13 protein-coding genes are annotated in these 13,219 nt (G+C 66.4%); 12 read left to right on the forward strand and 1 reads right to left on the reverse strand.

Features of this window, described 5'->3' with window-relative positions; genetic code table 11:
- Nucleotides 1–124: 124 nt before the first annotated feature.
- From SPO_RS21620 to SPO_RS21645, 6 genes are all read left to right on the forward strand, one after another.
- Nucleotides 125–1,603: an aldehyde dehydrogenase family protein gene (locus tag SPO_RS21620; RefSeq protein WP_011242130.1), complete on the forward strand. Its 1,479-nt coding sequence runs from the start codon at nt 125–127 to the stop codon at nt 1,601–1,603.
- Nucleotides 1,600–2,898, forward strand: coding sequence for an aspartate aminotransferase family protein (locus SPO_RS21625; RefSeq protein WP_011242131.1), 1,299 nt, complete (start codon nt 1,600–1,602; stop codon nt 2,896–2,898). Before SPO_RS21620 ends, SPO_RS21625 begins: the two co-directional genes overlap by 4 nt.
- On the forward strand, nt 2,895–3,839 hold the full coding sequence (locus tag SPO_RS21630) for a homoserine kinase (RefSeq protein WP_011242132.1): 945 nt from the start codon (nt 2,895–2,897) through the stop codon (nt 3,837–3,839). The genes SPO_RS21625 and SPO_RS21630 overlap by 4 nt, the downstream gene beginning before the upstream one ends.
- Nucleotides 3,836–5,071 carry a Tm-1-like ATP-binding domain-containing protein gene (locus SPO_RS21635; protein WP_011242133.1) on the forward strand — a complete coding sequence of 412 codons (1,236 nt, stop codon included), beginning with the start codon at nt 3,836–3,838 and terminating at the stop codon, nt 5,069–5,071. The genes SPO_RS21630 and SPO_RS21635 overlap by 4 nt, the downstream gene beginning before the upstream one ends.
- Before the next feature lie 253 nt (nt 5,072–5,324).
- A complete protein-coding gene (locus SPO_RS21640; RefSeq protein WP_011242134.1) occupies nt 5,325–6,053 on the forward strand; it encodes a response regulator in 729 nt (242 codons plus the stop codon).
- Nucleotides 6,054–6,058: 5 nt separating this feature from the next.
- Complete coding sequence (locus SPO_RS21645; RefSeq protein WP_011242135.1) at nt 6,059–7,429, forward strand: ATP-binding protein; 1,371 nt, start codon at nt 6,059–6,061, stop codon at nt 7,427–7,429.
- A gap of 8 nt (nt 7,430–7,437) precedes the next feature.
- On the opposite strand, the gene SPO_RS21650 is transcribed toward SPO_RS21645, so the two are convergent.
- Entirely contained in the window at nt 7,438–7,734 is a 297-nt protein-coding gene (locus SPO_RS21650) for a DUF2933 domain-containing protein (RefSeq protein WP_158454194.1), read from the reverse strand.
- Between the two features lie 168 nt (nt 7,735–7,902).
- On the opposite strand from SPO_RS21650, the gene SPO_RS21655 reads away from it, so the two are divergent.
- From SPO_RS21655 to SPO_RS21680, 6 genes are all read left to right on the forward strand, one after another.
- Nucleotides 7,903–8,355, forward strand: a complete 453-nt coding sequence (locus SPO_RS21655) for a c-type cytochrome (RefSeq protein ID WP_044029564.1) — start codon at nt 7,903–7,905, stop codon at nt 8,353–8,355.
- 57 nt (nt 8,356–8,412) lie between these two features.
- A complete protein-coding gene (locus SPO_RS21660; RefSeq protein WP_044029625.1) occupies nt 8,413–9,807 on the forward strand; it encodes a multicopper oxidase family protein in 1,395 nt (464 codons plus the stop codon).
- Nucleotides 9,804–10,304 carry a c-type cytochrome gene (locus SPO_RS21665; protein ID WP_011242138.1) on the forward strand — a complete coding sequence of 167 codons (501 nt, stop codon included), beginning with the start codon at nt 9,804–9,806 and terminating at the stop codon, nt 10,302–10,304. The genes SPO_RS21660 and SPO_RS21665 overlap by 4 nt, the downstream gene beginning before the upstream one ends.
- Complete coding sequence (locus SPO_RS21670; RefSeq protein ID WP_011242139.1) at nt 10,301–11,035, forward strand: DsbA family protein; 735 nt, start codon at nt 10,301–10,303, stop codon at nt 11,033–11,035. Before SPO_RS21665 ends, SPO_RS21670 begins: the two co-directional genes overlap by 4 nt.
- Before the next feature lie 203 nt (nt 11,036–11,238).
- The gene (locus tag SPO_RS21675; RefSeq protein ID WP_011242140.1) at nt 11,239–11,997 is read left to right on the forward strand and encodes a TVP38/TMEM64 family protein; all 759 of its coding nucleotides are present in this window, start codon (nt 11,239–11,241) and stop codon (nt 11,995–11,997) included.
- Between the two features lie 115 nt (nt 11,998–12,112).
- Nucleotides 12,113–13,174, forward strand: a complete 1,062-nt coding sequence (locus tag SPO_RS21680; RefSeq protein ID WP_011242141.1) for a YncE family protein — start codon at nt 12,113–12,115, stop codon at nt 13,172–13,174.
- Nucleotides 13,175–13,219 lie beyond the last annotated feature (45 nt).

Consider the following 13,219-nt stretch of genomic DNA (forward strand, 5'->3'; position numbering starts at 1 on the left):
GTTCCTCTCCCTTTGCGGCGGCAGGTCTCATTGGCTCATGCTTGACACAGGGTTTTCTGTATGACAAGCATTTTATGAAACGATGGTTTGAATAATGAACCGATAGGGATGGAGGATCCCCGCCATGGATCAGGCAGCTATCGACGCCCTGCGGACCCGGGTGATCCCGCCGCGCGGCCATGTGATCGGCGGGCGCGTCGAGGGTGGGGGAGAGACGCTTGACGTGATCTCGCCCATCGACGGCAGCGTCCTGACCCAGATCGCCCGGGGCGGCGCGCGCGAGGTTGCGCAGGCGACCGCAGCCGCGCGCCATGCGTTCACCTCCCGCATCTGGGCCGGGCAACCGCCAGCCGCCCGCAAGAAGGTGCTGACCCGCCTTGCCGAGTTGATCGAGGGTGAGGCGCTGGACCTTGCCGTGCAGGGGGTGCGCGACAACGGCACCGAGATCTCGATGGCCTTCAAGGCTGAAAGCGGATCGGCCGCCGGAACCTTTCGCTATTATGCCGAGGCGCTGGACAAGGTCTATGGCGAGATTGCCCCGACCGCGGGCGACATCCTCGGCCTGGTGCACAAGGAACCGGTGGGCGTGGTCGGCGCGATCCTGCCCTGGAACTTTCCGCTGATGATAGGTGCGTGGAAGATCGCGCCGGCGCTGGCCATGGGCAATTCGATCGTGGTCAAACCCGCCGAGAGCGCCTCGCTCTCGATCCTGCGCCTGGCGGAACTGGCGCTCGAGGCGGGGCTGCCCGAGGGCGTGTTCAACGTGGTCACCGGCAAAGGGTCCGAAGTGGGCGAGGCGATGGGCCTGTCGATGGAGATCGACATTCTGGTCTTTACCGGCTCGGGCGCGGTGGGGCGGCGGCTGTTGGAATATTCCGCCCGTTCGAACCTGAAACGCTGTTACCTGGAGCTGGGCGGCAAATCGCCCAATGTGGTCTTTGCGGATGTGGCCGATCTGGATCATGCGGCCAAGGTTTCGGCGGCGGGCATTTTTCGCAATTCGGGGCAGGTCTGTGTCGCGGGCTCGCGGCTGATCGTGGAGCGGTCGATCCATGATGAATTCGTCGATGCGCTCTGCCGCCATGCCAGCGCGCTGAGGGTTGGCGACCCGCTCGATCTGGGCTCGACCGTTGGGGCGGTGCATTCGGTGGCGCAGCTGGAGCAGAACCTTCGCTTTGTCGAAACCGCGCTGGCCGAGGGGGCCGATTGCGCCCTGGGCGGCAAGCGCATCCTCGAGGAGACGGGCGGGTATTACATGCAGCCCACGGTGATGACCGGCGTGACGCGCGACGCGACGCTGAACCAGCAGGAGGTGTTTGGCCCGGTGCTGGCGGTCAGCGCCTTTGACACCGAGGGTGAGGCGGTCGATCTGGCCAATTCCACCGTTTATGGGCTGGCCTCGGGTCTGTGGACCTCGGACCTCGGCCGGGCGCATCGGATGGTGCGCGCCATTCGCGCCGGTGTGGTGCATGTGAACACCTATGGCGGCGCTGACGGCACCGTGCCCTTGGGCGGGGTCGGCCAGTCGGGCAACGGCCATGACAAGAGCCTGCATGCGCTCGACAAATACGTGGATCTGAAAACTGCCTGGATGCAGCTATGACACCGGACACACAGGCCTTGCTTGATCGGCGCGCGCGCCTGTTGGGGCCGAATGTCAGCCTGTTCTATGACGAACCGGTGCATGTGGTCCGGGGGCAGGGGGTCTGGCTGTGGGACAACGACGGCAACAGATATCTTGACTGCTATAACAACGTGCCCCATGTGGGGCATTGTCACCCGCGCGTGGTCGAGGCCATCGCGACGCAGGCCGCGACGCTGAACACCCATACCCGCTATCTGCACGAGGGTATCCTCGACTATGTCGAGGCGCTGACGGCGACCTTTGATGCGCCGCTGGACACCGCGATCCTGACCTGTACCGGCTCCGAGGCGAACGATATCGCGCTGCGCATGGCACAGGCGGTTACCGGCAACACAGGGGTGATCGCGACCGATCACACCTATCACGGCAACACGATGGCGGTGTCTCAGCTGTCGCGCACCAATCCGCCGCCGGGCGGGTATTGGGACAATATGGCCTTTGTGCCCGCGCCCGACAGCTATCGCCCCTTGGGCGGCGTTCCAGGCCCGGCGCATGCGCTGGCCTTTGCCGCCGCCGTGCAGGGGCAGATCGAGGCGCTGGCCGCGCGCGGACACAAGCTCGCCTGCCTGATCCTCTGTCCCTATTTCGCCAACGAGGGCTTTCCCACGCTGGAACCCGGCTGGCTCGCCCCCGCAATCGAGGCGGTGCGCCGCGCCGGTGGCATCGTGATCGCGGATGAGGTGCAGCCGGGTTTTGGCCGCCTGGGCAGCCATTTCTGGGGGCATCAGAAGGCGGGTATTCAACCCGATGTGGTCACCCTGGGCAAACCCATGGCCAATGGCCACCCGGTGGGCGGGGTCGTGACCAGCCCCGAGATCATGGCGGCGTTTCGCGAGCGGTTCCGCTATTTCAACACCTTTGGCGGCAACCCGGTTTCGGCGGCCGCCGCGCTGGCGACGCTGAAAGTGGTGCAGGACGAAGGGCTGATGGAGAACGCGCGCGCGGTGGGTGACTATGCCCGCGAGGGCCTGCGCGACCTCGCCGGGCGTCACGAATGCATCGGCGATGTGCGCGGGTCGGGGTTGTTCTTTGGGGCCGAGCTGGTGCTGGACCGGACCGACAAGACCCCGGCCACCGCCTTTGCCAAGCGTGTCGCCAACGCGATGCGGCAGCGGGGCGTGCTGCTGAACTTTCTGGGTATTCACTACAACACGTTGAAGATCCGCCCGCCCATGCCGTTCAGCCGCGACAATGCCGACCAGTTGATCGAAACACTGGACGCCGTCCTGTCCGAAACGCCGTTTGTGCCGTGACCGCCGCTGTCGCCCGCGCCTTGACACTCTGGGGCCTCGACGGGGCCAGCTATGAGCTGGCCGCACAGCGGGAAAACGAGGTCTGGAAGGTGTCGGACGGCACGCGCCACTATGCGCTGCGCTTTCACCGACCCGCGTATCGGAGCGAGGCCGAGCTGACCTCGGAATTGCTCTGGGTCGAGATGCTGGGGCAGGCGGGGATGCAGGTGCCCCAACCGGTGCGCCAGCCGGATGGCGCCGTACTGGGCCGGATCGAGGGGCGCCATGTCAGTCTGCTCGATTGGCTTGGCGGGCGACCGCTGGGCAAGATGGGGCAGTTGGCGCCGGATCTGGATGCCGAGGCCGTGGGCCGGATGATCGGGGCGCAAATGGCGCGTATGCACGACCTGTCGGACCGCTGGACGCCGCCCGCGGGTTTCCAGCGCCCCGACTGGCGGCGTTCGGGTCTGCTGGGGGCGGACCCGCTCTGGGGTCGCTTCTGGGAGCATCCCGACCTCGACCCCGCGCAACGGCAGCTGATGATCGCGACCCGTGAGCGCGCGCTGGCGTGTTTCGAGGATTTCGCGCCGGGGGCCGATCAGGGCTTGATCCATGCCGATCTGGTCGTCGAGAATGTGCTGGTTGACCACGATCGCGTAGCGTTCATAGATTTTGACGACGGCGCCTGGGGGTATCGGGATTTCGACCTTGCCACGGTTCTGGTCAAGTTCATCGGCCAGCCTGATTACGACAGGCTGCGGGCGGGCCTGTGCGCGGGCTATGACGCGCGCCGCAGGGTCGAGCCCGGCACGCTTGATTTCATGCTGCTGCTGCGGGCGCTGACCTATCCGGGCTGGATCATGTCACGGCTGGACGAGCCGGGCGGGCGGCAAAGATCGGCGCGCATGCTGGACACCGCGCTGCGGCTGGCCAGGGATTTCATGGAGGAGAGGCAGAGATGAGCGACAAGACGATCCTGATCGCGGGCACCTATGACACCAAGGATGACGAGCTGACCTATCTTGCCGGTGTGATCGCGGCGCAGGGGGGCGGCGTGCTGTCGATGGATGTCAGCGTGCTGGGCGATCCGTCCCGGCCCACGGATGTCTCGAAACATGCGGTGGCCGAGGCGGGTGGAAGCTCGATTCAGGCGGCCATCGACAGTGGCGACGAGAATGGCGCCATGCAGATCATGGCCCGGGGCGCGGCGGCCAAGGCGCTGGAGCTGTATCTTGCGGGGCGCATCCATGGGGTGATCGTGCTGGGCGGCACCATGGGCACCGATCTGGCGCTGGACCTGTGCGCCGCATTGCCGCTTGGGGTGCCCAAATACATCGTCTCGACCGTGTCGTTCTCGCCCCTGCTGCCGCCCGAGCGGATCCCGGCGGATGTGCAGATGATCCTCTGGGCCGGAGGGCTTTACGGGCTGAATTCGATCTGCAAGGCCTCGCTCAGCCAGGCGGCTGGGGCGGTGCTGGGGGCCGCGCGCGCGGTCGAGGCCCCGCATCGCGACCGGCCGCTGATCGGCATGACCAGCTTCGGCAAGACGGTGCTGCGCTATATGGTCAGCCTGAAACCGGCGCTGGAGGCGCGCGGATATGAGGTGGCGGTGTTCCACGCGACCGGTATGGGCGGGCGCGCGTTCGAGAGCTTGGCGGCCGAGGGCGCCTTTGCCGCCGTGTTCGATTTCGCGCCGCAAGAGGTGGCCAACCACCTTTATGGCGGTCTCTCGGCGGGGGCGGACCGGATGACCAATGCGGGCCGGCGGGGCATCCCGCAACTGGTGGCGCCGGGCTGTTACGATCTGGTCGATTACATCGGCTGGCAGGCGCCGCCCCCCGCGCTGGCCGACCGGCCCAGCCACGCCCATAACCGCCTGTTGACCTCGGCGGTGCTGGAGGCGGACGAGCGCCGCGCCGTCGCCCGCGCCATCTGCGCCAAGCTGGCCGGCGCAAGCGGCCCGGTGGCGCTGATGCTGCCCACCGGGGGTTGCAACGAATGGGACCGCCCGGACGCGCCGCTGCATGATGCCGAGGGGCTGGCGGCCTTTTGCGACGAGATCCGCAGCGCCTGTCCGGCCAATGCCGACCTGGTCACGCTGGACGCCCATATCAACGACGCCGCGTTCTCCGAGCGGGCGCTGGCGATCTTTGACGATTGGGTGGCGCGGGGGCTTGTGGCCAAGGGGGCGTAACGGTCGCCCCCTCGCCCTTTGCAGGTGACCCGCCGCGTGAATCATGGGCGGGCGCGGCTCTCGGGCCTGATCAAGGGACATCTGGTGATCCTTTCACGCAAGAGGTGAGGGGATACCTTGCCGAAAAATTTCAGTGCGCATTTTCAAAGCAGTACATGCCGAGGGTTGGCCGGCTTTGGGTCGCTGCCAAAGGTTGATACAAAAAGATACAAGTTGGTCGACATCTGACCGTGAAAACGCGCTTATTGGGACCATGCAGAACGCCACGCCACATATCCTGGTCGTCGATGACCATAGCGAGATCCGCACTGCGGTTTGCCGCTATCTTGAAAAGAGCGGCCTGCGTACGACGATGGCAAAGGATGCCAGGGAAATGGATGCCGTGCTGGCCACGGAGAACATCGATCTGGTGGTCCTGGACGTGATGATGCCCGGCGAGGACGGGCTGTCGGCCTGCAAGCGTCTGTCGCAGTCCGGCGACATACCGATCCTGCTGCTCACGGCACTCAGCGAGGACATGGACCGGATCGTCGGGCTGGAAACCGGGGCGGATGACTATCTTGCCAAGCCGTTCAACCCGCGCGAGCTGTTGGCGCGCATCCGGGCCATTCTGCGCCGGACCAGCCGCACCGTGTCGCCGGCCGGCAGTCTTGCCGGAAAACGCGTCCGGTTTGCCCAATGGATCCTGGACAGCGACCGGCGGGTCATCGTGGATAGCGAAGGCCGCGAAACCAGCCTGACCAGCGCCGATTTCAAGCTGCTGGTGGTGATGCTGGAACGGGCCCGGATGGTGCTGAGCCGCGAGCAGCTGATGGAGCTGACCTCGGGCCGGGTCGCGGCACCGCTGGACAGGACCATCGACAACCAGATCAGTCGCCTGAGGCGCAAGATCGAGCGGGACCTGCTGCGCCCGCGCCTGATAACGACCTATCGCAATGGCGGCTATTGCCTGGCGGCGGATGTCGAGGTTCTGGATCCGTGACGCTTGTGCCGCAGAGTCTTCGGTTGCAGATCGTCTGTCTGGTGCTGGCCGCGCTTGCGGTGGCGCAGGGCGTCACCCTGGTCTTGCTCGAGGATCAGCGCGGCCTTGCCGTGCGCGCGGCCATCGGCAACGAGGCGACTGGCCGCGCCGCCAATGTGGTGCGGCTGATTGAACGGGCGCCGGTAAATCTGCATGGCCAGATCGTCAGCGCGGCCAATTCTCCGCTGGTGCGGTTCGAGATCGGCACCGATCCGGTGGTCGACCATATCTCGCATGATGCGAACGGCGCCACCGAGGCGCGGATACGGGCCCTGCTGGACGATGATTTCAGCCGCGAGATCCGGGCCGAGCTGCACGAGATCGACAGCTCGGCGCTGCCGCTGCCCTATCTGGAACCGGGCATGGCAGACCAGCATCGCGAGATGATGCGCGGCCAGATGCTGACGGTAGAGCTGGAACTGTCCATCGCGCTGGCGGGGGGCGACTGGCTGAATGTCTCGACCCGGTTCGAACGTCCGCCGCTGCAATGGCCGCAATTTGCAACGCTGTCTTTCGGCTTGAGCGCCGCCTTCATTCTGCTGGCGGTGTTCTGGTATCTACTGGCCCGGGTCACCGGCCCGTTGCGCCTGTTGGCGGCCGCGGCCGAGAAGCTTGGACCGGAGCAGGGCGCACCCGTGCTTGCCAGCGCCGGCCCGCGCGAGGTGCGCGAGCTGATCCAGGCCTTTAACCGGATGCAGGACCGGATCGTGCGGCTGGTGGCCGAACGCACCCGCATGCTGGCCGCGCTGGGGCATGATTTGCGCTCGCCCCTGACCGCGATGCGCGTGCGCAGCGAATTTGTCGAGGATGACGAGACTCGCGACAGCATGATCGCCTCGATCGAGGAAATGCAGCACATGGTCGAAGAGACCTTGTCCTTTGCCCGGGGACTGGCGGATGGCGAACCGTTGCAAAGCGTTGAACTGGGCGCGTTTCTGAAAACCTTGCGACAGGATATGCCGGACGGATTCACCCTGGCCCAGGGTGAACGCATCGAGGTGCCGCTGCGCCCGAACGCGATGCGGCGCGCGCTGCGCAACCTGATCGAGAACGCGCAGCGCTATGGCAGCGAGGCCGAGGTCAGCTTTGCGCGCACGCGCGGCGGCGCCGTCATACGCGTGTGCGACCGGGGCCCCGGCATTCCCGAACCCGAGCTTGAGCGCGTGTTCGACCCGTTCATGCGCCTGGAAACCTCGCGCTCTCGCGAGACCGGTGGGCACGGTCTGGGCCTGTCGATCGCGCGCAGCATCCTGCGCGCGCATGGCGGCGACATCGTGCTGAGCAACCGGCCGGAGGGCGGTCTCTGTGCCAGCCTGTCCCTGCCGCGGCAGGGCTGATCCCGGGGTCAGGTTTTCGGGCGTGCGCTCATGTCGGTCTCGCCATCGGTCTCCGCTGTATGGCAGGACCTGCCCGTCATCCGGTGCATCACCACATGCAGGCCCAGGCAGGCCGCAAGCGGCAGCAGGATCCAGAGGTTGCCCGCAAGCCCTGTAAGGCTGGTGCCCGCAATCAGAAGGATGGCCAGCGGCGCCAGCATCGCCACGCAGCACGCAAGCATCCCCCATCGGGCCAGCCAAGAGGTGCCACCCGCCCGGGGCGCATGTCGTGGGGTCATGATCTCGTCCTTTCTCGTCAATGACATAGCGTTGGTTCGCCGCTTCCCGCGATGGCAGGTCAAGGATACATTTCGATACAAAACAGCGCCCGCGATGCCCTTGACCCTCCAGCGCTGGAAGGAGCCAACTGGCAGCCAACCGGACCCCCGGTAGACAACGGTTTTCACGGCTTCGGCCAGCGCGGCGAGAGACATATGAACAAGCTTGGTCTGGCAATTCTGGCCGTTCCCCTGGCGGGGCTCGGGTTTCTGGTCTGGAACATGCTGGCGCCCGCGCCCCAAAGCCATTCGATGACGCCGCCCGACACCAGCGCGCAGCAGCCGGGGGCGCCCCTGGCCGAGGTCACCCTGCCCACCGAATTGTCGCAGAATGCCCGGATCGGGCAGCGCGCCTTCGAGGCGAAATGCGCAGTCTGCCATGGCCAGAACGCCGCCGGTCAGAACGGCGTTGCGCCGCCGCTGGTGCATCCGATCTACCGGCCCGGCCACCACGCCGACGCGGCCTTTCTGATTGCCGCCCGCAACGGAGTGCGCGCGCATCACTGGAAGTTCGGCAACATGCCCCCGGTCGAGGGGATCACCGATGGCGAGGTGCAGATGATCACGCGCTACATCCGCGAGCTGCAGCAGGCCAACGGTATCGAATGACAATCGAATGACACCGGCCCTGTGGCGCCGGACATCTCAGAACATCAAGGCAAGAACATGTTGAGCAGACGTTCCTTTCTATGGGCATCGGGCGGGGTGGCCGCAATTGCGGCCCTGCCCGCAACGGCGATACGCGCCCAGACCGCCGCGCCCGAGCTGGTGGCACGGGTGAATCCGGTGCAGCTGCTGCCGTCGGGCTATCCGGAAACCTCGGTCTGGGGCTATGGCGGCCAGGCACCGGGGGCCGAGATCCGGGTGACGCAGGGCGCGCGGATCGCGCGCCGCTTCGTCAACCAGCTGCCGCAGGCCAGCTCGGTCCACTGGCACGGGCTGCGCGCGGAAAACGCGATGGATGGGGTCTCGGGCCTGACGCAGGATGCGGTGCCGCCGGGCGAGAGCTTTGACTATGATCTGGTGGCCGAGGATGCGGGTACCTTCTGGTATCACTCGCACAACCGCTCGGCCGAGCAGGTGGCGCGCGGGCTTTATGGGCCGCTGATCGTCGACGAGCCGACACCGCCGGATGTGGATCGCGATGTGACGCTGATGCTGGATGACTGGCGGATCGACCCCGAAACCGGCCAGATCGAAGACGATTTCGGTGCCACCCATGATCTGTCGCATGGCGGGCGTCTGGGCAATTACATCTCGACCAATGGCGAGGCCGCGTATCAGCTGCCGGTCAAGCGGCACGAGCGCCTGCGCCTGCGGATCGTCAACGCCGCCAATGCCCGGCTGTTCACGCTTGGCCTTCAGGGTCTGGACGGCTGGCTGATGGCCTATGACGGGATGCCGATCGCGACCCCCGAGGCGATACCCGAGACCTTTACCCTGGGTCCGGGCCAGCGGGTGGACCTGTTTGTGGATGTCATCGCCGACGCGGGTCAGGAGGCGCTGCTGGGCCGGGTGGATCAGCGCGGCGGCTTTGTTCAGGCGGCGTTTCCGGTATCGGGCGGTGCCAGCGTCAATCGCCGCCCCGCGCCCGCGCCGCTGCCGCCCAACCGGGCGCCGGATCTGGCCGGGCTGGATGAGGCCGCAACCCTGCGGCTGGAGATGAGCGGCGGTGCCATGGGTGGCATGCGCGACGCGATCTGGAAAGGCAGCAGCCGCAAGGCGGGCGATCTGATGGCCGAGGGTCAGTTCTGGGCCTTCAACGGGCTGGTCGGGATGACCGACACGCCCTTGGCCAGCCTGTCCCTGGGGCAGGTCGCGCGCATGACCGTGGTCAACGACACGGTCTTTGCCCATGCGATGCACCTGCACGGGATGCATTTCCGGGTACTGGCAGAGGACGGTACGCCCGGACCCCTGCGCGATACCTTGCTGACCATGCGCGGCGAAACTCATGAAATCGTCTTTGCCGCAGACAACCCGGGCCGCTGGGCCTTTCACTGTCACATGCTCAGCCACGCGGCCTCGGGCATGATGACCTGGATCGAGGTGACCGCATGAAACCCGTCTATCTGGCCGGCTCTGCCGTTGCGATCATTGCCCTTGCCGCGGTGATCTATGCCGCGCGCGCAACAACCGGGCCCGTGTCCGCGGGCGCGTCCACATCTGTGAGTGTGGTCAGCGATGCCACGCTGGCACAGGGAGAGACGCTCTATCAGGAGAACTGCGCCTCTTGCCACGGCAGGTCGCTCGAGGGGCAGCCGAACTGGCGCGAACCGGATGCGGATGGCCGCCTGCCGGCGCCTCCGCATGACGAGAGCGGGCATACCTGGCACCATCCAGACAGCATGCTGTTCGATTATACCAAGTTCGGCGGTCAGGCGACGCTGGCCGCGCTGGGGGTAGAGCTGGAAAGCGGCATGCCCGCCTTTGGCGAGCAACTGAGCGACGACCAGATCCGGTCGATCCTGGACTACATCAAATCGACCTGGCCCGCGCGCGTGCGTGCCGCCCAGGCCGAGCGGACCCGCGCCGACGAGGAGGCACGCAACCAATGACCCGAGCCAAGCAAATCATCCTTTGGGCCAGCCTCTCGGCGATGCCCTTGATCGCCCAGGCCAGCGAACGCAGCGACGACGAGATCAAGGCGCTGGTCTATCAGGCGATCCTGGAACGCCCCGAGATCATCCTGCAAGCGGTCGAACAGCTGCAACAGGCCGAAGAGGCGGCACAGGCGGCCTCGGCCCATGCGGCGCTGACCGAGAACCGTGACAGCCTGTTCAACGATCCCAACGCGCCGGTTCTGGGCAACCCCGAGGGCGATGTCACGGTGGTCGAATTCTTTGACTACAACTGCCCCTATTGCCGCCGCGCCATGGCCGAGGTTCAGGGTCTGGTCGACGCCGATCCGAATGTGCGGCTGGTCTATCGCGAATGGCCGATCCTGGGAGAGGGGTCCGATTTCGCCGCCCGCGCCGCACTGGCGGCGCGCCAGCAAGGCAAATACGAGGCGTTCCACTGGGCGCTGATGGGAATGTCGGGCAAGGCGAACGAGACCGGCGTGCTGCGGATCGCGCGCGAGGTCGGGCTGGATACCGAGCAGTTGCAGCGCGACATGGAGGCCCCCGAGGTCACCGCCCATATCGCGCAGTCCATGGCGCTGGCGCAGAAACTTGGGTTCAACGGCACCCCTTCCTTTGTGGTCGAGGACGCGCTGGTGCCCGGTTTCGTCGAGCAGTCGCAATTGCAGGATGCGGTCGATCGCGCGCGTAAGGCCGCGGCCAAGTAATCCGACCCCGAGACAGCGCGGCACCTTTCAGCCTTCCTCCAGCCGCGCCGCCGCCCCCGGTTCCCTTCCCGGGGGCGGCCCTGGCGAAAAAGGTAACCCTCTGTCGCAGAGGCAAGGCCTGGTTACATCGCGATACAAATCTCTTCCTGGCCGCGCTGGCGCTGCTTGAGATCACTCCCGATATCTGACCAAGCGGCAAGCCGATGCCGCCCGCTCAACCCCCGATCACAGGTGCCAAGTTGCAGAGCAGACCCGCGCACAGACCGTTTCCCAGCCGCTCCGTAACGGTCGCGCTGCTTGCGGCTCTGATGGTGGCGGCGGTGTTGGCGGTGGGATGGGCCGGGCTGGAACAGCAGAGTGTCGCGGCCTTGCTGGAACGCGCGGGACCCTTGGGGCCCATCGCCATTGTCGCGCTGATGACACTGGCCGTTGTGATCAGCCCCTTGCCCTCGGCCCCGATCGCGCTTGCCGCCGGTGCCGCCTATGGCCATGCGCTGGGGACCGGGCTGGTTCTGGCCGGCGCCATGGCAGGCGCCATGATCGCCTTTACCCTGGCGCGGTTGCTGGGGCGGGCATTTGTGGTGCGATGGGTCGGACCCATGTCCGACGCGGGCCTGCTCGGGTCGCAGAATTTTCTGACCTGGACCGTTTTGGTCAGCCGCCTGCTGCCTTTCGTGTCGTTCGACCTTGTCAGCTATGCCGCCGGCTTGTCGGCGCTGCGTCCCTGGCGGTTCGTTTTGGCGACCCTTGTCGGGATCGTGCCGGCCAGTTTCGGACTGGCCCATCTGGGCAGTGCGTTGCGCCAGCCCGCCGCGGGCGGTGCGGTCTGGCCTGTTCTGGCGCTCGGCCTTCTGACCGGCCTGCCTGTGGCCTGGGCGGTATGGCGGTCCCGGCGCGCGCCCGGACCTGCCGGCGCGAGCGGGTCACCTGCTCAATCAACCAAGATGCCAAGGAGGCTCTGATGATGCTCATTCTCTATACCCTGCTGTTGTCTCCGCTTGTCGGGCTGTGCCTGCGCCGCGTGGCGCGGCGCCAGCTGGTCCGCATCGAACATCCGACCTTGAAAGGAGCACGGTCATGAGCGCTTCGCGTATTCTCACCGCCTTTGGTCTGACCGGCGCCTTGGTCACCGCAGGGGTCGCGCAGGCGGGGATTGTCTATATCCCCGAAGGCAGCGCCGATTCCGTTCTGATGGTCGAAAGCGAGACAGGCCAGCCGGTTGGGCGGATCTCGGGTGTCGAGGCGGTGCACGGATTGGCCGGTGCGCCGGGCACCCCGTATCTGGTGGCGGGCAGCTACAGCGAGATCGACCCGGAAAGTGCTGCGCAGACGGCCAGGCCCGAAGGCGTCAGCCAGGCCGATCACAACGCCCACCATGCCAAACCCGCCAAGGCCGCGATGCCGACCGACAAGGGGCTGAGCCTTGTCTCCGTGATCGACGCCGGGACGGGCGAGGTGGTGCGGCGGATCGAGGTGCCGGGCGCGGTGCACCACACCGCCGTATCGCCCGATGGCCGCTGGGCCATGGCAACCCATCCAGGCGGCGATGGCGTGTCGCTGATCGACCTGTCCACACTGGAATATGCCGGTTTCATCGCAACCGGACCGATGCCCAATTACGTGTCCTTCAGCCCCGACAACAGCCGCGCCTATGTCAGCAATGCCGGCAACGGGACGCTCAGCGAACTGGACCTCGACCGGCGCATCCTGTCGCGCAACCTGCTGGCCGGTGAAGGGCCCGAACATTTCGCCCTGTCCCGCGATGGCGCCACCGTGTTTGTGGCCGATGCCGAGGCGGGCAGGGTGCTGCGGCTGGACATCGCCTCGGGCGCCGAAACCGCGAGCTACGGGTTCGGGGCCGAGTTGCACGGGCTCGACCTGTCCGAGCGCGAGGACACCCTGTTTGTCGCCGTCAAGGGCGCCGATCAGGTTGCCGCGGTCGATCTGGCCTCGGGTGCTGTCCGCCTGCAAGAGCTTGCCCCGGCGCCCTATCACCTGACCGTGGCCGATGGCGGCGAAACGCTTTTTGTCAGCAGCCGCGAGGCCTCGATGGTCTGGGCCGTCGATCAGGTCTCTCTCCGGGTGACGGCAGAGATCGGGATCGAGGGCGAAGGCCACCAGATGGTCGTTCTGCCATAGCGCGGGCGCAGCCGCCCGCAAGATTGCCAAGCACGTAACCGATAA

It is taken from the genome of Ruegeria pomeroyi DSS-3 (assembly GCF_000011965.2).
GTDB classification, from domain to species: Bacteria; Pseudomonadota; Alphaproteobacteria; order Rhodobacterales; family Rhodobacteraceae; genus Ruegeria_B; species Ruegeria_B pomeroyi.

Excerpts from the sequence above, each read along its gene's own strand:
- SPO_RS21655 (WP_044029564.1), top strand. The coding sequence starts at position 7,903 with ATGAACAAGCTTGGTCTGGCAATTCTGGCCGTTCCCCTGGCGGGGCTC.
- SPO_RS21680 (WP_011242141.1), top strand. The coding sequence starts at position 12,113 with ATGAGCGCTTCGCGTATTCTCACCGCCTTTGGTCTGACCGGCGCCTTG.
- SPO_RS21665 (WP_011242138.1), top strand. The coding sequence starts at position 9,804 with ATGAAACCCGTCTATCTGGCCGGCTCTGCCGTTGCGATCATTGCCCTT.
- SPO_RS21675 (WP_011242140.1), top strand. The coding sequence starts at position 11,239 with ATGCCGCCCGCTCAACCCCCGATCACAGGTGCCAAGTTGCAGAGCAGA.
- SPO_RS21650 (WP_158454194.1), bottom strand. The coding sequence starts at position 7,734 with ATGTCATTGACGAGAAAGGACGAGATCATGACCCCACGACATGCGCCC.
- SPO_RS21640 (WP_011242134.1), top strand. The coding sequence starts at position 5,325 with ATGCAGAACGCCACGCCACATATCCTGGTCGTCGATGACCATAGCGAG.
- SPO_RS21625 (WP_011242131.1), top strand. The coding sequence starts at position 1,600 with ATGACACCGGACACACAGGCCTTGCTTGATCGGCGCGCGCGCCTGTTG.
- SPO_RS21620 (WP_011242130.1), top strand. The coding sequence starts at position 125 with ATGGATCAGGCAGCTATCGACGCCCTGCGGACCCGGGTGATCCCGCCG.
- SPO_RS21660 (WP_044029625.1), top strand. The coding sequence starts at position 8,413 with ATGTTGAGCAGACGTTCCTTTCTATGGGCATCGGGCGGGGTGGCCGCA.
- SPO_RS21635 (WP_011242133.1), top strand. The coding sequence starts at position 3,836 with ATGAGCGACAAGACGATCCTGATCGCGGGCACCTATGACACCAAGGAT.
- SPO_RS21670 (WP_011242139.1), top strand. The coding sequence starts at position 10,301 with ATGACCCGAGCCAAGCAAATCATCCTTTGGGCCAGCCTCTCGGCGATG.